The sequence below is a fragment of the Serratia sp. HNCC26DJ206 genome (genome assembly GCF_057180605.1).
Window position 1 is genome coordinate 1 of sequence record NZ_JBXUGP010000047.1, and the last position, 22,884, is coordinate 22,884.

A 22,884-nucleotide genomic window follows, 5' to 3' on the forward strand; every position below is an offset into this window, starting at 1 on the left:
GAAAGCTTTGTGCTGCCGACGCGTCGACAGAGACATTATCCAAGAGCGGTAAAAAAGAGGCCGCAACGTTATCCGCTGCGGCCTTCTTCAAAAGCTTAACTGACAAGCATTACAGCCTAGCTGGAGGTTTTCTGTGCAAAAACAACGCCCGATAGGCACCTACCGGGCGTTTTATTCATATCATCTTACTGGAAAGTTTGCCGCCTGTTGGTGCGTCCAACTCAGCATCTGGGCCGCCAGTTTATCGCTGGCCAAACCGAATGCCTGCACCACCTTATCCATCGATCTGCCGCTTACTGGCTGCCGAACCTCAAAGCTGCGGCTGGCGATCACTCGGCGATCGGACGTACGTACCAAACGCGCGTCAAAGCGGATCACCACTTCACCACTATCACCGATGTACACGCCCTGGAATGACAACAGCTCACCGTTCAGTTCAATATAGGCCTGCACGTTGTCTTCATCACTGCTCACCGAAAGGAAGCGGCCATCGGTACGGAACTCCTGAATCAAACGATTACGCAGCAATAGCGGTGCCGGATCGCTCCAGCGCGAACCAGAGAAAGAAGTGATCTCGGCCCCCTGAGGCTGAACGGCAATGCGTGAGCTATTTAGAAATTGGTTGGTGGTCGGCTGGACGATGCGCAACGATTGACCAGACGCCTGCCCGCTGCCAGAAGCGGTAGCAGGCTGAGCGGGCAACAGATAAACCTGCAACACCGGGCTTTCCGGCAAAATGGTGCAGGCCGCCAGCGGTATAAACAGTATCAGGGCTAACAGCCGTAAGACGTTGCGGCGATAGCGGGCATAGATAACGCTGAAGTCAGTCATTGTGGTCTAAACTCCTTGGTACGTTCACGGCCTCTGAGCAAGGCTGACGGGTTTTCTTCCAAACGATTCATGGCACTGCGCAATGCCACCAGCGTTCTGCGCAATTCATCAACCGCCGGGCCTAGATCGTTGAATCCCTGCATCCCATTACTCAGCGAGCTTTGGTTTTCACTGATTAACTTGTTAAGCAGAGCGCTGGTTTGCTCCAACGATGCCATGGTTTTGGCCGCGTTACTGACCAGCAGCTTGCCCTGCCCGTCCAGCAGGCCGTTAGCATTGCGCACCAGGCGATTGGTTTGCACCAGCGTGTCATTGCCCTGTTTGGTGAGCAGCGCCAACTGCTGTATTACCGTACGAATATCTTCTCGTTCTCCGGCTACGGTACCGGTGATCTTCTCCAGATTATCCAGCGTGTTGACCAAACGCTGCTGGTTATCCGGCGTCAGTACCTGATTCAGGCGCATCAACACTTCATTAATATTGGTGACCACATCTTCACCGTTAGTGAGCAATTGGCTTAGCGGTGACGGGGTGGCAATAATCACCGGAATTTCACCATTCTGGCCTTCCAGCAACGGGCTGGCCTCAGTGCCGCTGCTAAGTTGGATATTGGAAGTTCCGGTAATGCCCGCAACGGCCAGCCGAGCCTGCGTATCCTGGCGAATAGGTGCCGAAGCCGCTACCCGGATACGTGCCCAGACTTTGCTCGGCACATCTTTGTCCAACCGCAGTTGAACCACTTCCCCCACGCGGATCCCGCTGTAATTCACCGTGCTGCCCTGTGAAAGGCCACTGACGGCTTCGTTGAACACAATATCGTACAGTTTGAACTGACGATCGCTGCCGGCCTTGGTCAACCACAGGCTGAACAACAGCACGGCGCTGAAAATAATGAGAGTAAACAGACCAATGAGTACATGGTGAGCACGGGTTTCCATTTCTTATTGCCTCTCTCGAATGTTCGTTACGGCCTGTTGCGCAGCCCGCCCACGCGGGCCATGGAAGTACTCTTGGATCCAGGCATCATCGGTGGCGGCCACGACGTCCAGCGAATCAACCACCAGCACCTTTTTCTGCGAAAGCACGGCAACCCGGTCACAGATAGTATAGAGAGTGTCCAGATCGTGGGTGACCAGGAACACCGTCAGCCCCAGCGCATCACGCAGCGTACGGATCAGGCTGTCAAAGGCCGCCGCACCGATCGGATCCAGCCCGGCAGTAGGTTCGTCCAAAAACAGAATTTCCGGATCCAGCGCCAAGGCTCTGGCCAGTGCGGCACGTTTCACCATGCCCCCGGAAAGTGATGCCGGGTATTTATTGCCCGCGGTGGCTGGCAAACCCGCCAGCGCCAGTTTTACCTGGGCCAGTTGTTCCGCATCGCTGCGTTGTAATCCGGCGTATTCAATCAGCGGCAATGCCACGTTTTCGGTGACGGTCAGCGAACTGAACAGCGCTCCGCGCTGGAACAGCACGCCAAATCGCCTTTCCAGCGTGGAGCGGTGTAAGCCAGAAAGCGCCATCAGATCTTCGCCAAAAACATGGATCTGCCCCGCCGTTGGCCGACGTAGCCCCACGATGCTGCGCAGCAGCACAGATTTACCGGTACCGGAACCGCCGACTACGCCCAGGATTTCACCACGCCGGACATCAAGATCAAGATCCTCATGAACACACTGTTTGCCAAAACAGTTACGCAACTTACGAATGCGAATAATGGCTTCAGGGGCTGCTTGGTTCACCATCCCATCTCCATGAAAAACAGTGCGGCGACGGCATCAAGCAGGATCACCACAAAGATTGAATGTACTACGCTGGAGGTGGTGTGCGCCCCTACCGAGGCGGCGCTGCCACTGACTTTGAACCCTTCCAGGCACCCGACAATAGCAATCAGGAAGGCAAAGACCGGCGCTTTGCTCATCCCTACCAGGAAATGCTGCAATCCCCCGCTACCCTGCATGATGGTCAAGAACATGGTAGGCGAGATATCCAGCGTTAACACACATACCATCGCGCCACCAAAGATCCCGCTGATCATGCCGACAAAGGTCAGCATCGGCAGCGCAATCAGCAACGCCAATACGCGTGGCAGCACCAGCATTTCCACCGGATTCAGCCCCAGCGCCTGGATCGCGTCGATTTCCTCATTGGCTTTCATCAGGCCAATCTGGGCGGTAAACGCACTGGCGGTTCGGCCCGCCATTAATATTGCGGTAAGCAACACGGCAAATTCACGCAGGAAGGAAAACACCACCAGATGGACGGTAAAAATACCGGCACCAAAGGTAGCCAACACCGTTGAGCCCAAGAAGGCGATAACCGCGCCAACCAGGAAGGTCAGCAGCATAATGATGGGCACCGCGTTGAGGCCGATTTGCTGAATATTGGCCACCAGTGCGGTGAGCCGCCAGCGTGAAGGGCGCAGCAGGCTGCCAAACAGCGCTTGCAGAGTCAGGCCAATGAACCCCAGCAGATCGATGAAGTTTTGCCAGAAACTGGCCATGGATTGGCCAATATTGGCCAACAGTTCAACCAGTAAACTCGGTGGTGTTTCTGGCTCCGGTAGCTCAAACCCTTGCAGAGAACGGCCGACGGTTTCCAGCAGAACGCGGCGTTCAGCAGGCAACGAAGGCGCAGTCTGGCTGAGGTTGAGTATCCGCTCGATGCCAAGCAGGTTGACCAGCAATGTGGCCCCGGCGGTATCAAGAACGCCCAACTGGCTGAGATCAAACACCGCATTATCGGGCAACCGAGTCTGCAATTGTCTGACGCCAGGCTCCAGCAGGCGGTAGTGTGCAAGCACCCAATCACCGCGTGCCAACACGCGAGGGGGATGAACAGTGTCGTCCAGATTGAGCAATGCGCTGAGCTGTTGTTCTGTCATAAAAAGAACCTGTTACCCTTTACCGGGCTACGTCATCGCAACATAGCTAAAATTAGTGGCTCATCTATGAGTAAAGTACCATTTTTATTATTCATGAAAATTATGAATATCAGACTGATTTACACTTCATTGTTTAAAAACAGCGGCAACATGGATTAAGCCACAGCACTGCGTCAAAACAATCACCTGAAGGCTTGCTGAAAGACGATACTCTAAGCGTAGCGGGTCCAGGCTGATTTGCTATGTCAGCTTAAAAAATCAATGCGTAACACGATAATTCAGAATGGGTTTTGTAGCAGAAATGCGGGCAGCGTAAGGGGATCCAGCAGGAACATGCAGGGCTGGAAAGTGCCAGCCCTGCCGGTAGAAAATTTACTTCACGTCGCCCATGGCTTTCAGCTTTTTGGACAAATCACGGCGCTCTTTAGACAGGTCAGCATTTTTGATGATGTAGTCGTCAACGCGATCTTCATAATCACTGCGCATGTTGGCAATAATGCCCTGAATATCTTCAATGCTCATACCTGGTTTGATGTACTCACTCAGGTTGTCGAGCAGCAGCACACGCTTCTGGTTGTCACGAACTTTCTTTTCGTTGTCAGTAATTTCACGCTGCAGCTTGTTTTTACGGCGGAACATACGCACAAACTCCAGTACGTCCTGAAAACTCGGCTTATTTGCATTATCCATCTTCATACCCTTGCTTTAGTAATACACAGATTCATTTGCTGACGGCCACAATCACTCCAAGATACAGGTTTGTGCCCGTCAGGCACAACTCCCATTGGCCTATCTTACCCACTTTAGCGCCCCAGCCAAAACCCGAAGCACCGCCTTCATGATCTGACACCCTATTCCCGCACGCGGGACGTACATACCTTGAGCAAATCACTCAATTCCTCAAGCTGTTGCGCCAATTCCATACTCAGCCACATATAACCGCAGATCGAGGCATCACAGGGCTGCTCAGCGCTGGCCTCCTGCATCAGGGCTTTGAGTTCGCAGGCGATCTCGCTCAGATCCCCTGACTCCGTTCGCGCTTCACCATAGCGCATCATATCCGCCAGCGATTCGATCGAGCGCAGCGTCAGCAATTGCGCACTGCGCAGGGTTTTGGCGTTCAGCAGAATAAAGCGGGTTTCTCGTGAGGCCCAGTAAGCCCCAACCAGCAACTCCAGCGTACACACCAGATTACGGGTCAGGGTTTGCACCGCTTCAAATACCTGTTCGGGAATTGGGGTTTCTTCGCTGGCAGGCTGGAGCAGCCCGCGTAGCTTAACCACCTCGGCCAGCAGCAGCTTCATCCGCGTTTCCAGGCGTGGGCGCTCGAGCATATTCGGCGACAGGTAGGCACCGTAGATCTGGCCAACAGATTGCAGACAATCGGCCATCTGCATACGCCAGAACATGTAAGCATGTTGCGGATAGATACTGGTAAACAACAGTGCCAATATCGAGCCTAAAATCACATCGCCGCCACGCCACAGAGCAACTGGCATATTTTCCGCCCCAACACCGCACATCGCCGCCAGCGTAATACCGATCAACAACGCCATAAAAGGCCGTTTACCCAGCGTTAGATAACCACAGAAGAACATCACGATGCCGCACCAGATCAGCATCAGCGGCAGCGAATGAAATTCAAGATAAAGCGCAATCAGGCCGGAAACCGCCCCCAAAAGCATGCCGGAGACGCGCTGCAACGCTCGTTGCAGCACATTGCCCCAGAAAGAAATCGGCCCCATGACGACTACCAGGGTGATCAGCGGCCAGATGCCTTCCGGCACCTTGAGCGTGCGCAGCAAAAGGAAGGTAATGATAAACGCCAGCCCGATACGCACACCGTGAACAATACGGTAATTGCGATAAAGCAGGCGTTCAACAGAAGAGATCTCTCGGTCTAAACGCACGTTGTTATCACCGACGAAGCCATAAAATTTTATTCTAGTGGAGGAAAAACACTTACGTATAACGTTGAATGTACAAAGATGTTTCCCACCTTGCGAGAAGTACCATGGGCATTTAGCTCAACGCTAAATACAAGGTCCCTTTTCTGTCGCATAAAGATTTACCTTTTTGCTAAAGAGTGCGATCATCGGCCAATGGAAACTAAAGAAATTAGGCGCAATAATTTGCGCGATCTGATGGCGCATTATGCCCGCCAAGGCACCAACCAGAATGAATTTGCCATACTGGTGGACTCTTCTGCGCCAACGCTGAGCCAGATCACCGGTGAAAAATCCTCCCGCAATCTGGGCGATAACCTCGCCCGGCGCATCGAAGCTAAGCTGAGCTTGCCGAAAGGTTGGTTCGATGTATTCCATGAAAAAGCACTGGAGCATCCCTTTGCCGACGTTGCAGCAGAGTCTGATTTCCAACCCGCGCGGCTCAGACCCGTCGTCTGGGAGGATACCGATCAGGACCAAGAAGAGTTTGTGGAGATCCCCTTGCTGGATATCGATTTTTCTGCTGGTGATGGTTGCTATGAAATCGTTGATTGTGAAGAGTTTTCGCTGATATTCCGCCGCTACTACCTGCATAAAATGGGCGTACCGGTGAATGCAGCACGTATTATCCGCATCTCCGGCTCCAGTATGGAACCGCGTCTGCAAGATGGTGATGTCGTAGGCATCAACACCGCCGATATCCGTATCCGCGAAGGGAAAACCTATGCCATTCGCCATGGCAATCTGTTGCGGGTTAAAGTCCTGATCGAACAGCCCGACGGCGGCGTCGTTATCCGCTCACTGAACCGGGAGGAATATCAGGATGAGCATCTCAGTTATCCGCAGCGCAAAGACCAACTGGTGGTGCTGGGCCGCGTCTTCTGGTCATCCTCATCCTGGTGAGCAAACTGGGCATCGCTACGGATGCCCTGCCGGTTATTTAAAATCCACCACCATTTGCTGAGGTATCGACAACCCACGTGTCGACTGCACGCAGCAGGCAATATAATCGGTAAAGCGCGGGGGCTTCGGCATGCCCAACTTGAGGATTTTCTCATTGCTGAACCGCACGTTGAGCATGGCAAATGAGCCATACAGGCGCATCGCTTTCAGCATCAGGCGCTCATTGCACGGCCCAAAAATATCCTTCAGTTGTCTGCGCATTTGCAGCAGAGCCTCGTAACTGACCTGTGCATAATGATCGCCAACCGGTGGTTTCTCCAGCGCTGCCGCGATGGCGTGATCGATATCGGCAAAGCTGACGCTGCTCTCTTCACCAGCAGAAATATGATAAACGTCGTTATCCAACGTATTGCGGTTCAGCAACATCACCAGCGCGTCAGCACAATAATCCACCGGAATCACGTCGATATTGTCCTGCAACGAACACATAAACTTACGCAGCATCAGCGCCATGCTGAATACCCAGAAAATGCTGCTGGAAGGCTGGCAACCCAAACGCGTGTGGCCAACTACGATCGAAGGCCGCGCAATCACCAGTGGCAATTGTGGGCAAGTCTGTCGCATCAGTTGCTCAATCGTCGACTTGGAGCGGGTGTATTCCACCAGATGCTCGGCAGTTTCCTCAAATTCCGCGCTTTCTGCCACTAACGAGCCGGGTTCAGGAGCGCAGGACATCGCCGTGCCTACGTGCAGGAAACGTTTTAATCCTTTAACCTGTGCCATTCTTTGCGCAAAAGCCAAAGTTCCTTCAACGTTAACTTTCCAAATAAGCGGATTATTACCGAATGAAGCCACGGCGGCACAGTTAATCACATGAGTGACATCGTTAATACGTGTGTCTGACAAAAAATGATCGGGCTCGCTTAAGTCACCCAGTAAAATATTTTCTGTTGTCAGTTTATCCAGAATACATTTATCAATATTAAACTTCTCCATATTGCTACAAATACGGTTCAAACCCTGCTGTTCATCCTCGGCTCGCACCAGGAAAAGATAGTTAATATCTTGATTATCAATCAGTAACCTCTCGAGCACTGCGCCACCGAGAAAGCCCGTAGCACCGGTCAATAAAAGCGTTTTCATACTGGATACCCATATTGGCATTGAATGTGCTGGATTGTATGCCTGGATAGGTAAACGAAAATTAAATAAGAATTAAGTGGGCGGGAAATTAATTTTCTTAATATTATCTTAAGGAATATTTTGAAACATTCACGTGGCGTTTAGTCACATTATTCTCAATATTGTTAATAGTTGTTTATATAACATTGACTCTAAGAGCCTATCCCAATAGGAATTTATTCCACACAATAAGCCCATAGGCAAAATGTAACCCAGACAATTTCTCACTTTTGAGCAACCCATTTTGCCAAAACGTTCAAAACACCGACAGCAGTCCATTCCTGGAAGCGGCGATGAGCGGAGAGTTGGAGGAACATATTCCTGTCGCCTTCAGCGCATTCCATTGGCATCCAGGACGTAGGACAAAGAAAATGCCATTCATAGCAGCCCGGTTATCCACTCGACGACGATGGCGACCTAGAGAGTGATGAGTCTTATGTACGTGGAGCAACGGTTCCATTTGGGCCTATGACTCATCAGAAATTAACCAGCCTGTTTCCGATATCTATTTCAGCGTTTTTCCACATTGTTATAGACAATCCCTATTGGGATGAGTTCTTAATATTTTAATGAATTTAGCCTGTCCATCGGGTTGTATATTGTTTTCCGTCCACCCAATATGACGATAAAAGCCGTTCGCTCGCACCCGTGTGTTTCTGTCTGTTTCGAGCCAAATTTGTACACATCCCATCTCTGCAAGCCATTTCTCTGCTTCATCCATCAGTTTGCGACCGATACCTTGCCTTTCGAAACCTGGCTCAACAAACAATGCAAAAACTGTAGCATTAGCAGCATCAGCCATCGCGAAAGCTCTTATAACCCCGTCAATCTTGGCTACCCACCCTCGGCCTTTACCACATAACATTTCAGGGAGGGATTCTGGTGTTACACCATACTTTGCTAAATCCGCCATGGTTGCTTTATTTTCATTTACACTGAGGCGGACACGAAACATTTCTGCAACATCTGTAATATCTGCAATTGTTATAAACATAGAGGTACCTTACCTTTCCCTGTTTATGCTCTGAGTGGAAACACACGCCAGAATAAAGTAGCAGATCTGACAAGATAGCAAAACGTATTCTGATCTGATGGCGTGAGATACAAAAAATAGGCATATTATGCGTTGACAGAAAGTACTAAGGGTACCAAGCGACATCATTCACAAGGTTTGTGAAATCATTATGCTCTGATGTTCAATAGCAAGAAAATCCCTTACTCAATCCGTTAATTGAGTAAGGCCCTATCCCAATAGGAGTTTATTCCGCACAATAAGCCCACAGGCAAAATGTAACCCAGACAATTTCTCACTTTTGAGCAACCCATTTTGCCAAAACGTTCAAAAACACCGACAGCAGTCCATTCCTGGAAGCGGCGATGAGCGGAGAGTTGGAGGAACATATTCCTGTCGCCTTCAGCGCATTCCATTGGCATCCAGGACGTAGGACAAAGAAAATGCCATTCATAGCAGCCCGGTTATCCACTCGACGACGATGGCGACCTAGAGAGTGATGAGTCTTATGTACGCGGAGCAACGGTTCCATTTGGGCCCATAACTCGTCAGAAATTAACCAGCCTGTTTCCATAATTTAGTCGATATCTATTTCAGCGTTTTTCCACATCGTTATAGACAATCCCTATTGGGATGGGCTCTAAGCCTGATTTAATTCCTTGATATATACCCTTCATACTTCAAGTTGCTTGGGTGTTGGCTGCGTTCTGTCGCCTACAAGCAATTCGAATTATTTTGGGGATAGTCTATTGAGCCAGAATCGTTCTGCGTTGCAAGCATCCTCCCTAAATGGGGTAGCGACAAACTCGTCCTGCGGTCCTATGATGTTTTTTCGTTCAAGGAGAAAGATATGGTGCGAAAACTGGATGACTTGCCCAAGCAAGAACGCGAAAAGATCCACACCGACCTGTTAGCCCTAAGCGTTATTTATAATGAACGCTACGGACATGCTTCGGGGCTAGAAAATGCCGAAGAAAACGTGCCTGCTCATCTGCTCAACTACTTTCATCAACGCCTGCTCTACTATCGCAATGCGTAATCACCCGCATTTCTTCGCTTAAGCTAAACCACTGCTTGGCATCGTTCATGGCACCGTTACAATAGAGGCATATTACCTACGCCAATAAAGAGATGCGATTTTGAGCAGCAAGGCACCGGCTACATTTTATATCCACGATTACGAAACCTTTGGCATAAGCCCATCGATGGACCGCCCAGCGCAGTTCGCTGGCGTGCGTACCGATATGGATTTCAATATCATCGAAGAACCGCTGATTATCTACTGTGCTCCGGCCGATGACTACCTGCCCGACCCGGAAGCGGTGATGATCACCGGCATCACGCCGCAACAGGCCCTGGCCAAAGGGGTGAATGAGGCCGAATTTGCTCGGCAGATCCACCAAGCGTTCAGCGTGCCTGGCACCTGTATTCTCGGCTACAACAATATTCGTTTTGATGATGAAGTCAGCCGCAACATCTTCTACCGCAGCTTTTATGATCCCTACGCTTACAGTTGGCAGAACGGCAATTCGCGCTGGGATCTGCTCGATGTGATGCGTGCCTGCTATGCGTTACGTCCTGAGGGTATCCACTGGCCGGAAAATGAAGAGGGTTTCCCCAGCTTTCGCCTAGAACACCTGACGCGTGCCAACGGCATAGAACACGAGAATGCTCACGATGCGATGGCCGACGTTTACGCGACCATTGCCATGGCCAAGCTGGTCAAGCAGGCGCAACCCCGACTGTTTGACTATCTGTTACAGCACCGTAATAAACACAAACTGAACCCGTTGATCGACATTGCCGAGATGACCCCGTTGGTGCACGTTTCCGGCATGTTTGGTGCCACACGCGGCAACACCAGTTGGGTTTCGCCGCTGGCCTGGCACCCAGAGAACAAAAACGCGGTAATCATGTGCGATTTAGCCGGTGACATCACGCCACTGCTGGAACTGAGCGCCAATGAACTGCGTGAGCGTCTCTATACCCGGCGCGATCGGCTGGCCGCCAATCAGGCACCTGTGCCGATTAAGCTGGTACATATCAACAAGTGCCCGGTGCTGGCACCGGCTAAAACGCTGCTGCCGGAAAACGCCGAACGCCTGGGTATCGATCGCCAAGCCTGCCTGCAAAATTTGCAGGTGCTGCGCCAACACCCGGAAATTAGAGAAAAGGTCGTAGCCCTGTTTGCCGAGGCTGAACCCTTTACTCCGATCGACGATGTGGATGCCAAACTGTATGACGGCTTTTTCAGCGATGCCGATAGGGCTGCCATGAAAATTATCCAGCAGACCAAACCGCAGAATCTGCCCGCGCTGGATTTAACCTTTAACGATGGCCGGGTGAAAGAACTGCTGTTTCGCTACCGGGCGCGCAATTACCCGAACACGCTGGATGATGCCGAGCAGCGCCGCTGGTTGCAGCATCGCCAAGCCATGCTCAACGCCGAGCGAGTGCAAAACTATCTGTTGCAGTTAGAAGCGCTGTATAACCTGCATGAAGGGGATCAAGAAAAAACCGCACTATTGAAAGCGTTGTTTGATTACGGCAAGCAGTTGGTGGGCTAACAGAAACAACAAAGGGCGCAGATTGCGCCCTTTGTCATGTGCTAACAGACAGTTTCAGTTAAGCAACGTCTTCACTCGCCTGTGGTACCGGCAAACGGAAACTGCGGGTGACAAACGCCAGATAGATCAGGCCAATCGCAGCCCAAATCAGGCCCAGCGTCATTGAACTGGACTCCAGGTTAATCCACAGTGCACCCACGGTCAGCGCCCCTAACACCGGCAGGACCAGATAATTGAATTTCTCTTTCAGGGTACGATTCAGCTTGTCACGGATGTAGAACTGCGAAATCACCGACAGGTTTACGAAGGTAAACGCCACCAGCGCACCGAAGTTGATCAACGCCGTCGCGGTCACCAGATCGAACGACACCGCAGACAGCGCAATCGCGCCCACCAGCAGCACGTTCAGCGCCGGAGTACGCCATTTCGGATGCACATAACCGAAGAAACGCTCTGGGAATACGCCGTCACGACCCATCACGTACATCAGGCGTGATACACCCGCATGAGAAGCCATACCAGAAGCCAGTACGGTCACGCAGGAGAAGACCAAGATCACCGACTGGAAGAACTTGCCAGCCACATACAGCATGATTTCAGGCTGTGATGCATCCGGCTCCTTGAAGCGTGAAATGTCTGGGAAGTACAGCTGTACAAAGTAAGACACCACGATAAAGATAATGCCGCCGATCAGCGCCGTCAGGAAGATGGCTTTCGGGATCACATTCTCTGCATCTTTGGTTTCTTCCGACAACGAACTGATGCCGTCAAAGCCGAGGAACGAGAAGCACAGAATGGTCGCACCGGTAATCATCGGCACCACATGGGCATTATCAGACCAGAACGGGCGGCTGCTGACCAGCGTACCCGCCCCTTCGCCGTTGGAAATCCCATGGATGACCAGGCCAAGGAACACGATCATGATCGCCACCTGCACCACCACGATAATGGAGTTCAGGTTAGCTACCAACTTGATGCCGCGCAGGTTGAAAGCCGTCATCAGCGCAACCAGCACCGCGACGAAGATCCATGAAGGCACGCCGGGGAAGATCGCTTCCAGGTAAATTTTTGCCAGCAGGATGTTGATCATCGGCATGAACAGGTAGTCCAGCAACGATGACCAGCCCACCATAAAGCCAACGTGTGGGCTGATGGCTTTCTGAGCATAGGTATAGGCAGAACCCGCAGACGGGAACTTGCGTACCAGTTTGCCGTAGCTCAGCGCGGTAAACAGGATCGCCAGCAGAGCAAAGGCATAGGCGGTAGCGACGTGACCATCGGTCAGGCCGGAGACGATGCCAAAGGTATCAAAAATAGTCATCGGCTGCAGATACGCCAAGCCCATCATGACTACCGGAACCAAAGTAAGAGTTTTGCGCAGTTGAGTGCGCTGGCCGGCTGGTGCGGCGCTGATGATGTTATCGGACATCGCGCAGCCCCCCCTTACCTTCTGCCTTGCGGATAAGAGACACGCCAAGACTTAAGGTTGCGGGGAAACTTCGCAACGTGCGACTGAATTCTAAAAGGGGGATGAGGGAAGCTGGATAACAAGTCGATACTGCCTTGACTGCTCCATAATCGCTGCGGCCGCAGCGGAAACCGGCGGGCACCGGTGCTAAAGTGAAAAATTGCCCCATCTTTCTAATCCTCATGAGTCACGACCATAGAGTTTTGGTTGATCGCGACGAACCTATTTATCTATCCGGCTCGATGTCCGGCCTCGCTTGGTGTGTGAAATTCACAGTTTGTAGAACGTAAATGCAAAAAAATAACCGACGCGTTAAAACGTCGGCTATCTTCATTGGGATATTTTGCCCTAGAAAACCACCGGAAGACAAGCTCCAGAAACCTTCTTACACAAATTCTTTTGCCGATCGCGCGGAAAACCCTCTTCTCGGCAGATGCTGAAGGCTCATTCAGGCATTTTTCAACATCCAGTCGATCTCGGTTTCGGTGACCAACCGTTCAAACTGCATCAGTTCATCCATCTTGCAGGCGTGATAAACGTGCGAGAAACGTTCCCCAAGATGCCGGGTCAGTTCATGCTGGTGTTCAAACTCGTACAACGCATCGCTCTGGCGGATCGGGAATGGCACGCCTTCCTGCTCAAGACCGTTACCGGTTACCGGTTCAGGCAGCGGTAATTCGGTATCCAGCCCATAGAGTATGCCCGCCAGGATCGCCGATACCACCAGATAAGGGTTGGCATCAGCCCCGGCCACCCGATACTCCACACGATGGTTATCCACATCACTACAGGGAATACGCAGCGCCACGGTACGGTTGTTGTGCCCCCAGGAAGCCTGGACCGGCACATACATGCCCGGTTGAAAACGGCGAAACGCATTGATGTTAGGGGCCAACAGCGCCATGGAGGCGGGCATCAGGGTGATCATCCCGGCCAAGGCACGTTTCAGCAGCGCCGAGTCGGCACCGTCCGGCTCAGCGAACAGATTTTTACCCGCGCTGTCTACCATGCTGATATGCACGTGCATCCCGCTGCCAGCATAATCCTCGTAGGGTTTGGCCATAAAGGTGGCATGCATGTGATGGTTTTCTGCCACCTGCCGCACCAGGCGTTTTAACGCCAGCGCATGATCGCAGGCCTGCAACACATTGTCGGTATGATTCAGGTTCACTTCGAACTGGCCTGGCGACGCCTCCGCCACCGCGCCATCCGCCGGTAAGCCCTGCATCTGCGCCAGTGCGTCGATGTCGTTCAATACCCCGGCAAAATGGTTGAGATTATCCAGCGAATAGACCTGGCTCTGCACGTTGCGTTCCTGCGTTCCGGGCGCACAGGGTGGTTGCAGATAGCCTTCAGAATCCCGCTGTCGATCGATGAGATAAAACTCCAGCTCTACCGCTACCACCGGGAATAATCCACGCTGGCGCAATGTCTGCCATATTCGGTTCAGAACATTGCGGGGTTCAACGTCAAAGGGAGTACCATCTTCATCCAGCATGGTCAGCAATACCTGGCCGATATGCTCGGGATCTGCCGCCGATGGCGTTAACGTTCCTGGCACCGGGATACAAACCCGGTCAGGCTCACCCAGTTCCTGGCCCAAACCGGCCTCTTCCACCACGTTGCCAAGAATATCCATGGCAAATACGGATGCGGGGAAATAGCAGCCTTTTTCTATTTTTTTCAACCCGGAGATGGGAATACGTTTGCCGCGGAAGGAACCATTCAAATCATTGAGAAGGATATCGATATACTGTGTGGCAGGATGGCGTTCCAAGTAGTGAGCAACCTCACTTTGGAACGCGCTACTTCGCCTATCTTCACTATGTTGTGCAAAATTTTCAACTGCTGCGCTATTGGTTTGCATACATCACCCGCCGTTGTGCTTTTGGGAATGCTCGCGCATTCACTTGCCGATCGATTCAACACATGGTCTGAATTCTCTAGTAGAGTGCGCCAGGGCTGGCGCTCGAAATAACACCCATTAAATGAAACATAGCCTTAACAGAATTGCTTTGCAAATGTTACAATCACGTTTGATTATTCGCCACGGGCTGCTAAATTGATAAAATATTGACCGAAAAGGCGTTGTTTGGCATTTTTGTGTACATTATTTCTTCCGCCAGAGCCACGGTGAATATGGGCAATATATTTTCCAATAGCTGCCCAACTACCGATATCATATTGTGTCGATATCACTCCGACAGGTACCCGGCTCCGGGTATTACCTCAGCCTGTCGCCCCTATCAGAAGGAACTACCGCTATGAGCGAAGTCAGCTTGGCACCAGGCAAGCGCCTGTCGCAGATCCGTCAACATTTGGGTTTGTCGCAGCGCAGGGTCGCCGAACTGTCCGGATTAACCCACAGTGCCATCAGCACCATTGAACAAGACAAAGTCAGCCCTGCCATCAGTACGTTGCAGAAGCTGCTAAAGGTCTATGGATTATCACTGTCTGAATTTTTTGCCGAACCCGAACGGCAGGATGAACCCAAAGTGGTCATCGAACCAGAAGATCTGATCGAGATCGGCAGCCAGGGCGTATCCATGAAGCTGGTGCATAACGGCAACCCGACGCGCAACCTGGCCATGATGCTGGAAACCTACCAGCCCGGCACTACCACCGGTGAGAAAATCAAGCATCAGGGGGAAGAGATCGGTACCCTGCTGGAAGGCGAAATCATGCTGACGGTCAACGGCCAGAGCTACCTGCTGACAGCGGGCCAGAGCTATGCCATCAACACCGGAATGCCCCACAGTTTCAGCAATACGTCGACGCGTGTCTGCCGAATCATCAGCGCACACACCCCCACCACCTTCTGACACGCCAAGACCGAGGGGCAATAGCGCACAGCCTGTTGCCCTCACTCATCGGTTTCTGGCCATCTTTGGAACCATTGAGGTTCTGACCACGGTTGCAACATATTAGCCCCGTATTTTATCTTTCGCCTTTTCCTGCCATACCACGTCATCATATAATTACACATGCAAATGATACGGATTATCATTTGCATTTACATTCATGTTAATTTCCTTACAATAGCCTGAGGCTTCACCACAGAGCGGAAAACCGTCGCGGTGAAAAACCATATTTCATTTAAATCAATCAATTAATAACCTCGGGCCAGGAATCTTTATCTCATGGAAAAACCAAGTTATAACCAACTGACTGCATTAATCCTCGCTTCACTCGCCAGCAGCACGGCACTGGCGGAATCACAGGACACCATGGTGGTCACCGCCTCCGGCTTCCAACAAAGGATCCAAGACTCAGCGGCCTCTATTTCAGTCATCTCCCGCCAGCAGCTTGAAACCAGGGCTTATCGTGATGTCACCGATGCATTGAAGGACGTTCCAGGCGTGGTCGTCACCGGTGGAGCCAGCAGCAGCGATATCAGCATTCGCGGCATGTCCTCCAAGTACACGCTGATTCTGGTTGATGGCAAGCGTGTCGATACTCGTGGCACCCGGCCTAACAGCGACGGTGCCGGTATTGAACAAGGTTGGCTGCCACCGTTGCAGGCGATTGAGCGCATCGAAGTGGTACGTGGGCCGATGTCTTCTCTTTACGGCTCAGACGCCATGGGCGGCGTCATCAACATCATTACGCGTAAAACCTCCACCACTCAGGCATGGAAGGGTTCTCTGCACGGCGATGCTACCTTCCAGGAGGATCGTCATTCCGGTGATATCTTCCAGACCAACGCTTTTGCCTCTGGCCCACTGATCGACGGCCTGCTGGGGCTGCGGGTCAACGGATTGCTGTCACGCCGTGCCGAAGACCAGATTATCAACGGCTATAACGAACAGCGGATGCGCAGCGGTACGGCGGTGTTCAGCCTGACCCCGGATGAAAAAAACGGCGTTGACGTTGAGATTGGTCGCTCATTGCAGGATCGCGACAGCACGCCGGGCGTATCCATGGCGGCAGAAAACTGCCGCAACGGTAAATGTACGCCGAACAGTGCCAGCAACAGCCGCTACGAGCGCACCCAGTATTCGATCACCCACAACGGCTATTATGATTTCGGTAACACCAACAGTTATATTCAACGCGAGGAGACCAACAACCCCGGCCGCGAAATGAAGCTGAACAACACCATCTTCAATACGCAAACGCAATTTGATCTTGGCGATCACCTGCTTAATCTGGGTGGGCAGTACCGCTATGAAGATCTGCATGATGAAGGCAATCAGCTTGCCGCCGCCGACGGCCTGAACAACCTGACGCGCTGGAGTTGGGCACTGTTTGCCGAAGATGAATGGTCAATAACCAACGATTTTGCCCTGACCAGCGGTGTCCGCATGGATCAGGATCAGAACTATGGCAACCACTGGACGCCGCGCCTGTACGGCGTGTGGCATCTGGCGGAGCAATGGACGCTGAAAGGCGGTGTTTCTGCGGGTTATCGCTCACCCGATCTGCGCCAGTCTTCCGCCAACTGGGGGCAAATCACCGGGGGTGGCCGAACTTCAATCATCATTGGTAACCCCGATCTGAAGCCGGAAAAGAGCCTGAGCCAGGAAATCGGCCTGCTGTGGGACGATCAGCAAGGAATGAATGCCGGAATCACGCTATTTAATACCGACTTCAAAGACAAAATCACCGAGGTTCGTCGTTGTGATAGCGGCAACGGTTCGCCGGAGTGCTTCATCGGTAACACCGCTTATTACTTTATCAGCGATCGCATCAACGTAGATGAAGCCAATATGCGCGGTGTTGAAGCCACCCTGGGTTGGGAAATCAGCAAAGACTGGGACCTGACGGCCAACTACACCTTTACCCAGTCAGAACAGAAAAGCGGATCGCAGCAAGGTAAACCCCTGAATCAGATGCCGAAGCATATGGTCAATACCACGCTGGATTGGCAAGCCACGCAGGACGTCAGCCTGTGGTCACGCCTCAACTTCCGCAGCAGAACCTCTGAATACCTGAGCCGCACGTCGATGGCCACAGGCACGCCGTCTTATACCTTCGTTGATACCGGTTTGAGCTACCAGGCCAACAAACATTTGACGGTGACCGGTGGGATATACAATATTTTCGACAAAACCGTCGATTACGATCATTTCGACACGGTACTGGATGGCCGTCGTTATACCGTTGGCATGACCTATAATTTTTAAGAACGGTTTTTGTTGAGGAAAAACCAAGAAGGGAACAACGCGGCGGTACCCCGCCGCGTTGAAAGTTAAATGCTTACTTCGAATCCCACTTCGGGAATTCCATTTCGCTGTACTTCACCACGCGGGTGCCGCGCGTTAGCTTGTAACCGAACCAGATGATCAGGAACAGCGGAATACCGATGTAGGTCGCGGTCACGCCGTACCAGTCAATCTTGTCTTCCAGGAACGCCTGATAGTTCTGCCCCAGCGTGATAATCAAACACAGAACAAAGGCGAAGATCGGCCCCAGCGGGAAGAAGCCGGAACGGTACGGCAGATCGTTAATATCCAGCCCCTGCATCACGTAGCCACGGCGGAAACGATAATGACTGATAGCAATCCCCAGCCAGGCGATAAAGCCGGTCATACCGGACGTGTTCAGCAGCCACAGATAAACTGACTGATTGCCAAACATCGAACTGAGGAAGCACAGTCCCGCCACTACGGTAGTGGCGTACAGCGCGTTACGCGGCACCCCGCCTTTCGACAGCTTAGCGAAAATGCGCGGAGCTTTCCCTTCCGAAGCCAGCGTAAACAGCATACGCGTTGAAGCATACATCCCAGAGTTACCGGCAGACAGCACCGCCGTCAGGATCACCGCGTTCATTACCGCAGCGGCAGACAGCAGGCCAGCATGCTGGAATACAAGGGTAAACGGGCTGACGGCGATATCTTTCACATCGTTACGCAGCAGGCTCGGGTCAGTATAAGGAATGATCAGGCTGATAATCAGAATCGCGAAGATATAGAACAGCAGGATACGCCAGAACACCTGACGCACCGCGCGCGGAATGTTCTTGCCCGGATCCTCAGATTCACCGGCCGCGATACCGATCAGTTCAGTACCCTGGAAGGAGAAGCCGACAATCATCGCCACCCCGATCATCGCCGAGAAACCGCCGGCGAACGGCGCATCGCCGATGGTCCAGTTTTGCCAACCCGCATTTTCCCCGCCCTTCAGGATACCGAAAATCATCAGTACGCCGAGGCCGATAAAGATAATCACCGTGGTCACTTTGATCAGCGAGAACCAGTATTCCGCTTCACCGAAACCTTTGACCGAGATGTAGTTCAGCAAGAACATCAGGCTGAGGAACAGGGCGCTCCAGATCCAACCCGGCGTGTCCGGGAACCAGTAGTTCATTACCAACTGTGCTGCGACCAGATCAACGGCAATGGTGACCGCCCAGTTGTACCAGTAGTTCCAGCCCAGCGCGAAACCGAAACCTTCTTCAACGTATTTAGCACCGTAGGTCGAGAACGAACCGGAAACCGGCATAAACGCGGCCAATTCGCCCAGGCTGGTCATCAGGAAGTAAACCATCAAACCGATCAGTGCGTAGGAAAGTAGTGCGCCGCCGGGGCCAGCCTGCGAAACTGTCGCGCCAGAGGCGACAAACAGGCCGGTACCAATAGAACCGCCGATGGCAATCATGGTTAAATGCCGCGCTTTCAGTTCGCGGCGCAATCCGGGTGCTTGCTGCCCCGATGTTTTTATATCCTGCTGAGCCATTGTTACCCTACTGCTCGTCAAAAAAATGAGGGCGGATTGTAACAAATACCCGTCCGCGCACTAGTGACATTGCGCTGATATAAGATAGCTTCATAATCCGGCAGCAATTATTAGCAACGGGCCTAATATCTTCTCAGGCCTCGACAGGCAGAACGCAGTAACTCAAGAAACGTTGCAGAGCGTTGGAGATATGTTTCTGGCGGTGATGGATCAGATACAGCGTCCGTATCAACGGCGGCAGCGGAATTTTCAGCGCCACCAGCACGCCGCTGGCCAGTTGTTCCTCCACCACACGCCGAGATAGGCAACTGATACCGATACCATGACGCACCGCATGCTTAATCGCTTCGGAATTGCCCAGTTCCATCACCAGTTGGAAGTTTGGCAAATGCGCCAGCAGCAGATGATCCAACACTTCTCGCGTACCCGAACCGCGCTCACGCAGGATCCAAGGCGCACTCGCCAGCGCGGCCATGGTCAAGGGTTGCCGGGCCAAAGGGTTATCCGGCGCGGCAAACACCACTAACTCATCCTCCAGCCACGGCTGGGTAACCAATTCAGGCATATGGCACGGCCCTTCAATCAGGCCGAGATCGACGCGAAAATCCGCCACTGCGCCAATCACATCCTGGCTATTCCCCACATTCAGTTCCAGCGGCGTGGTCGGGAAATCTTTGCGATAATGGGCAATCATCGCGGGCAGCATATAGTTGCCGATGGTGCTGCTGGCCGCGATGCGCAAAGCACCATTGTCATGCAGGAATAGCTGCTCTATTTCACTGGCCTGCTCCAGCAGTGCCAGCGCTTTCGGGTACAGCAAGCGGCCATGTTCGTTGATAACCAATCGTTTGCCTACCCGATCAAATAGCAGCACATTCAGTTGCCCTTCCAAGTCCGCCAACGCCGCGCTGACCGCCGACTGCGACAAGGCCAATACCACCGAGGCCTGCGTCGTTGAGCCACTTTTCAGCACTTCGGTAAAGACTTCCAGTTGACGCAAGGTGATATGCATAGCGATCTCGGTATAAAAGAGGCTTGCCGGGCTGATACGCCGAACAAAACCTTTGAAATTAAAATAAAAATGTAGAAATAAGCGGTAATAAAACCAGCGGTCGTACCATTAAGATTATCACGTTTACAGAATTCGGCCTGATACCCATGGAGGATCGCACGGCATCGACCACTTATTCAGATAGATTATAAGCATATAATCAATTTCTCTTTTAGGTCACGAAATTTTATTCTTGCTACCAAGAATCGAGAAGAGGATTGAACCATGGCGAGCGAGACTACCCACACTTACCCTGAGCAACATTTCCCGCTGTTGGGGCTACCACGGTTACTACCCGGTTTATTGCTGACCGGTGCATTAACCGCATTGGCGATCTGGGCCAGCAACATTCCCTGGGTTGCCGGATTGGGATTAGGTGCACTGACGCTGGCGATCCTGTTTGGCATCGTCGTCGGCAATACGCTTTATCCATGGTTGCAACCTCAATGCCATACCGGCGTTCAACTTGCCAAGCAACGCCTGCTACGCCTCGGGATTATCCTTTACGGCTTTCGTTTAACCTTTCAGCAGATTGCTGATGTCGGGGCCAGCGGCATCATCATCGATGCCCTTACCCTAACCAGCACCTTTCTGCTGGCTTGCTGGCTGGGCAAGAAAGTTTTCGGCCTCGACAACCAGACCACCATGCTGATCGGCGCGGGCAGCAGTATCTGCGGTGCGGCGGCGGTAATGGCCACCGAACCGGTTCTGAAGGCGGATTCCAGCAAAGTGGCGGTGGCCGTCTCTACCGTGGTGGTGTTCGGCACGCTGGCTATCTTCGCTTACCCTTGGCTGTATCAGCTGAATGAGCACTTCCAATGGATGCCGTTTACCCAGGAAACCTTTGGGATCTATACCGGCTCGACGATCCATGAAGTGGCTCAGGTGGTTGCGGCAGGCCATGCCATCGGCCCGGATGCCGAAAACGCCGCCGTGATCGCCAAGATGATCCGCGTCATGATGCTGGCACCTTTCCTGCTGCTGTTGTCTGGTTATATCAGCCGTGGTGCTGCGGGTAGCAAAAGCGAAAAATCGGCCATTACCATCCCTTGGTTTGCCGTGCTGTTTATTGCCGTTGCCGGGCTGAACTCGTTTAACCTGCTCCCAGCAACACTGGTACAGCACTTGATTACCGCCGACACCTGGATGCTGGCGATGGCGATGGCGGCGCTGGGCCTGACCACCCATATCAGCGCGGTACGCCAGGCAGGGGTGAAACCGATTCTGCTGGCCACCCTGTTGTTTATCTGGCTGGTGATCGGCGGTGCCGCGATTAACCAACTGGTTCAGGCTCTGCTGTAATCCCTTTACTCGGGCCCGATGTTTGCCCCGCCATTCAATCCTGCCGGTATCAATGCCATAATGACGGCGATAACACAGGAGAATGAAAATGAAGTTTGTCGGTGCACATGTCAGCGCTTCAGGCGGCGTAGATCAGGCGGTGATCCGCGCGCACGAATTAGAGGCGACCGCATTCGCCCTGTTCACTAAAAATCAGCGTCAATGGAAAGCAGCTCCGCTGCCTGCCGACGTAATTGATAAGTTTAAACGTGCCTGCGCACAATACGGCTTTGGCCCTGGGCAGATCCTGCCACACGATAGCTATCTGATTAACCTTGGCCACCCGGTAACGGATGCGCTGGAAAAATCCCGCGAGGCGTTTCTTGATGAAATGCAACGCTGTGAACAACTGGGGCTGACGCTGCTGAACTTCCATCCGGGCAGCCATTTGATGCAGATTGATGAGGATAAATGTCTGGCGCGGATCGCAGAATCCATCAACCTGGTGCTGGATAAAACCCAAGGTGTGACAGCGGTGATCGAAAACACCGCCGGTCAGGGCAGCAATCTGGGGTTCAAATTTGAACATTTGGCAGCGATCATCGACGGCGTGGAAGACAAAAGCCGCGTCGGGGTGTGTATAGATACCTGCCACACCTTCGCCGCTGGCTATGATTTGCGCACGGAAGAGGACTGCGAAAAGACGTTCCAAGAGTTGGGTAACGTAGTAGGCTTCAACTACCTGCGCGGTATGCATCTTAACGATGCCAAAAGCGAGTTTGGCAGCCGCGTTGACCGCCACCACAGCCTAGGTGAAGGCAATATCGGCAAGACAGTGTTCAGCTACATCATGCGCGACGCGCGCTTTGATAATATCCCGCTGATTCTGGAAACGGTGAACCCAGATATCTGGGCCGAAGAAATTGCCTGGCTGAAGGCTCAGCAATAATCTGCCAGCCAACACTTTCCCAAAAATGCAAAAACCGGCACCTGAGCGCCGGTTTTTCAGATTGATGACAAAGTCCTGGCCGTGAGGCCAGGACTTTGATCTAATAAGGTCAGTGCAAAAATGGACTGACTGCCA

At 52.4% G+C, this 22,884-nt stretch carries 20 protein-coding genes and 2 pseudogenes; 7 read left to right on the top strand and 15 right to left on the bottom strand.

Going from position 1 to position 22,884, the window contains the following annotated elements; genetic code table 11:
- Positions 1 to 180 precede the first annotated feature (180 nt).
- From AC2A1E_RS22195 to AC2A1E_RS22225, 7 genes are all read right to left on the bottom strand, one after another.
- Entirely contained in the window at positions 181 to 831 is a 651-nt protein-coding gene (locus AC2A1E_RS22195; RefSeq protein ID WP_484385542.1) for an ABC-type transport auxiliary lipoprotein family protein, read from the bottom strand.
- On the bottom strand, positions 828 to 1,769 hold the full coding sequence (locus AC2A1E_RS22200; protein ID WP_484385543.1) for an MlaD family protein: 942 nt from the start codon (positions 1,767 to 1,769) through the stop codon (positions 828 to 830). The genes AC2A1E_RS22195 and AC2A1E_RS22200 overlap by 4 nt, the downstream gene beginning before the upstream one ends.
- 3 nt (positions 1,770 to 1,772) lie before the next feature.
- The gene (locus tag AC2A1E_RS22205) at positions 1,773 to 2,573 is read right to left on the bottom strand and encodes an ABC transporter ATP-binding protein (protein ID WP_459399099.1); all 801 of its coding nucleotides are present in this window, start codon (positions 2,571 to 2,573) and stop codon (positions 1,773 to 1,775) included.
- Positions 2,567 to 3,712, bottom strand: coding sequence for an MlaE family ABC transporter permease (locus AC2A1E_RS22210; protein ID WP_484385544.1), 1,146 nt, complete (start codon positions 3,710 to 3,712; stop codon positions 2,567 to 2,569). Before AC2A1E_RS22210 ends, AC2A1E_RS22205 begins: the two co-directional genes overlap by 7 nt.
- 372 nt (positions 3,713 to 4,084) lie before the next feature.
- Positions 4,085 to 4,402, bottom strand: a complete 318-nt coding sequence (gene tmaR / locus AC2A1E_RS22215; protein ID WP_473190801.1) for a PTS system regulator TmaR — start codon at positions 4,400 to 4,402, stop codon at positions 4,085 to 4,087.
- 31 nt (positions 4,403 to 4,433) lie between these two features.
- Positions 4,434 to 4,562 (bottom strand): hypothetical protein, encoded by a 129-nt coding sequence (locus tag AC2A1E_RS22220; protein WP_484385545.1) that lies wholly within the window; start codon positions 4,560 to 4,562, stop codon positions 4,434 to 4,436.
- Position 4,563: 1 nt separating this feature from the next.
- Positions 4,564 to 5,622 carry an FUSC family protein gene (locus tag AC2A1E_RS22225; RefSeq protein WP_484385546.1) on the bottom strand — a complete coding sequence of 353 codons (1,059 nt, stop codon included), beginning with the start codon at positions 5,620 to 5,622 and terminating at the stop codon, positions 4,564 to 4,566.
- 192 nt (positions 5,623 to 5,814) lie between these two features.
- Between AC2A1E_RS22225 and AC2A1E_RS22230 the strand changes: the two genes are divergently transcribed.
- Positions 5,815 to 6,561 (top strand): S24 family peptidase, encoded by a 747-nt coding sequence (locus tag AC2A1E_RS22230; RefSeq protein ID WP_484385547.1) that lies wholly within the window; start codon positions 5,815 to 5,817, stop codon positions 6,559 to 6,561.
- A 33-nt stretch (positions 6,562 to 6,594) separates the two neighbouring features.
- On the opposite strand, the gene AC2A1E_RS22235 is transcribed toward AC2A1E_RS22230, so the two are convergent.
- The 4 genes and pseudogenes from AC2A1E_RS22235 to AC2A1E_RS22250 form a co-directional block, all read right to left on the bottom strand.
- On the bottom strand, positions 6,595 to 7,704 hold the full coding sequence (locus AC2A1E_RS22235) for an SDR family oxidoreductase (RefSeq protein ID WP_484385548.1): 1,110 nt from the start codon (positions 7,702 to 7,704) through the stop codon (positions 6,595 to 6,597).
- Positions 7,705 to 7,939: 235 nt separating this feature from the next.
- Positions 7,940 to 8,203 (bottom strand): annotated as a pseudogene (locus AC2A1E_RS22240) (transposase); the annotation flags it as partial.
- Positions 8,204 to 8,272: 69 nt separating this feature from the next.
- Positions 8,273 to 8,737: a GNAT family N-acetyltransferase gene (locus AC2A1E_RS22245; RefSeq protein ID WP_484385549.1), complete on the bottom strand. Its 465-nt coding sequence runs from the start codon at positions 8,735 to 8,737 to the stop codon at positions 8,273 to 8,275.
- A gap of 297 nt (positions 8,738 to 9,034) precedes the next feature.
- A pseudogene (locus tag AC2A1E_RS22250) lies at positions 9,035 to 9,329 on the bottom strand (transposase); the annotation flags it as partial.
- Positions 9,330 to 9,605: 276 nt separating this feature from the next.
- On the opposite strand from AC2A1E_RS22250, the gene AC2A1E_RS22255 reads away from it, so the two are divergent.
- Positions 9,606 to 9,794: a DNA polymerase III subunit theta gene (locus AC2A1E_RS22255; RefSeq protein ID WP_484385550.1), complete on the top strand. Its 189-nt coding sequence runs from the start codon at positions 9,606 to 9,608 to the stop codon at positions 9,792 to 9,794.
- Between the two features lie 100 nt (positions 9,795 to 9,894).
- Positions 9,895 to 11,322 (top strand): exodeoxyribonuclease I, encoded by a 1,428-nt coding sequence (gene sbcB / locus AC2A1E_RS22260; protein WP_484385551.1) that lies wholly within the window; start codon positions 9,895 to 9,897, stop codon positions 11,320 to 11,322.
- Between the two features lie 58 nt (positions 11,323 to 11,380).
- Here sbcB and AC2A1E_RS22265 read toward each other — a convergent pair whose 3' ends face one another.
- Together AC2A1E_RS22265 and AC2A1E_RS22270 are read right to left on the bottom strand one after the other, a co-directional pair.
- The gene (locus tag AC2A1E_RS22265; RefSeq protein ID WP_484385552.1) at positions 11,381 to 12,751 is read right to left on the bottom strand and encodes an APC family permease; all 1,371 of its coding nucleotides are present in this window, start codon (positions 12,749 to 12,751) and stop codon (positions 11,381 to 11,383) included.
- A 487-nt stretch (positions 12,752 to 13,238) separates the two neighbouring features.
- A complete protein-coding gene (locus AC2A1E_RS22270; protein ID WP_484385553.1) occupies positions 13,239 to 14,657 on the bottom strand; it encodes a glutamine synthetase family protein in 1,419 nt (472 codons plus the stop codon).
- Between the two features lie 397 nt (positions 14,658 to 15,054).
- Between AC2A1E_RS22270 and puuR the strand changes: the two genes are divergently transcribed.
- Positions 15,055 to 15,612: an HTH-type transcriptional regulator PuuR gene (gene puuR, locus AC2A1E_RS22275; protein WP_484385554.1), complete on the top strand. Its 558-nt coding sequence runs from the start codon at positions 15,055 to 15,057 to the stop codon at positions 15,610 to 15,612.
- Positions 15,613 to 15,930: 318 nt separating this feature from the next.
- The gene (locus tag AC2A1E_RS22280) at positions 15,931 to 17,916 is read left to right on the top strand and encodes a ligand-gated channel protein (protein ID WP_484385555.1); all 1,986 of its coding nucleotides are present in this window, start codon (positions 15,931 to 15,933) and stop codon (positions 17,914 to 17,916) included.
- Between the two features lie 73 nt (positions 17,917 to 17,989).
- On the opposite strand, the gene AC2A1E_RS22285 is transcribed toward AC2A1E_RS22280, so the two are convergent.
- Both AC2A1E_RS22285 and yieE read right to left on the bottom strand, forming a co-directional pair.
- On the bottom strand, positions 17,990 to 19,468 hold the full coding sequence (locus AC2A1E_RS22285; RefSeq protein ID WP_484385556.1) for an amino acid permease: 1,479 nt from the start codon (positions 19,466 to 19,468) through the stop codon (positions 17,990 to 17,992).
- Positions 19,469 to 19,601: 133 nt separating this feature from the next.
- Positions 19,602 to 20,480 carry a DNA-binding transcriptional regulator YeiE gene (gene yieE / locus AC2A1E_RS22290; protein WP_484385557.1) on the bottom strand — a complete coding sequence of 293 codons (879 nt, stop codon included), beginning with the start codon at positions 20,478 to 20,480 and terminating at the stop codon, positions 19,602 to 19,604.
- 264 nt (positions 20,481 to 20,744) lie between these two features.
- On the opposite strand from yieE, the gene AC2A1E_RS22295 reads away from it, so the two are divergent.
- Both AC2A1E_RS22295 and nfo read left to right on the top strand, forming a co-directional pair.
- Complete coding sequence (locus tag AC2A1E_RS22295) at positions 20,745 to 21,821, top strand: YeiH family putative sulfate export transporter (RefSeq protein ID WP_484385558.1); 1,077 nt, start codon at positions 20,745 to 20,747, stop codon at positions 21,819 to 21,821.
- Positions 21,822 to 21,909: 88 nt separating this feature from the next.
- Positions 21,910 to 22,749 (top strand): deoxyribonuclease IV, encoded by an 840-nt coding sequence (gene nfo, locus AC2A1E_RS22300; protein WP_473190755.1) that lies wholly within the window; start codon positions 21,910 to 21,912, stop codon positions 22,747 to 22,749.
- Positions 22,750 to 22,884 lie beyond the last annotated feature (135 nt).

Coding starts and splice junctions, on each gene's coding strand:
- AC2A1E_RS22195 (WP_484385542.1), bottom strand. CDS start 831: ATGACTGACTTCAGCGTTATCTATGCCCGCTATCGCCGCAACGTCTTA.
- AC2A1E_RS22200 (WP_484385543.1), bottom strand. CDS start 1,769: ATGGAAACCCGTGCTCACCATGTACTCATTGGTCTGTTTACTCTCATT.
- AC2A1E_RS22205 (WP_459399099.1), bottom strand. CDS start 2,573: ATGGTGAACCAAGCAGCCCCTGAAGCCATTATTCGCATTCGTAAGTTG.
- AC2A1E_RS22210 (WP_484385544.1), bottom strand. CDS start 3,712: ATGACAGAACAACAGCTCAGCGCATTGCTCAATCTGGACGACACTGTT.
- tmaR (WP_473190801.1), bottom strand. CDS start 4,402: ATGGATAATGCAAATAAGCCGAGTTTTCAGGACGTACTGGAGTTTGTG.
- AC2A1E_RS22230 (WP_484385547.1), top strand. CDS start 5,815: ATGGAAACTAAAGAAATTAGGCGCAATAATTTGCGCGATCTGATGGCG.
- AC2A1E_RS22235 (WP_484385548.1), bottom strand. CDS start 7,704: ATGAAAACGCTTTTATTGACCGGTGCTACGGGCTTTCTCGGTGGCGCA.
- AC2A1E_RS22245 (WP_484385549.1), bottom strand. CDS start 8,737: ATGTTTATAACAATTGCAGATATTACAGATGTTGCAGAAATGTTTCGT.
- AC2A1E_RS22255 (WP_484385550.1), top strand. CDS start 9,606: ATGGTGCGAAAACTGGATGACTTGCCCAAGCAAGAACGCGAAAAGATC.
- AC2A1E_RS22265 (WP_484385552.1), bottom strand. CDS start 12,751: ATGTCCGATAACATCATCAGCGCCGCACCAGCCGGCCAGCGCACTCAA.
- AC2A1E_RS22270 (WP_484385553.1), bottom strand. CDS start 14,657: ATGCAAACCAATAGCGCAGCAGTTGAAAATTTTGCACAACATAGTGAA.
- puuR (WP_484385554.1), top strand. CDS start 15,055: ATGAGCGAAGTCAGCTTGGCACCAGGCAAGCGCCTGTCGCAGATCCGT.
- AC2A1E_RS22280 (WP_484385555.1), top strand. CDS start 15,931: ATGGAAAAACCAAGTTATAACCAACTGACTGCATTAATCCTCGCTTCA.
- AC2A1E_RS22285 (WP_484385556.1), bottom strand. CDS start 19,468: ATGGCTCAGCAGGATATAAAAACATCGGGGCAGCAAGCACCCGGATTG.
- yieE (WP_484385557.1), bottom strand. CDS start 20,480: ATGCATATCACCTTGCGTCAACTGGAAGTCTTTACCGAAGTGCTGAAA.
- AC2A1E_RS22295 (WP_484385558.1), top strand. CDS start 20,745: ATGGCGAGCGAGACTACCCACACTTACCCTGAGCAACATTTCCCGCTG.
- nfo (WP_473190755.1), top strand. CDS start 21,910: ATGAAGTTTGTCGGTGCACATGTCAGCGCTTCAGGCGGCGTAGATCAG.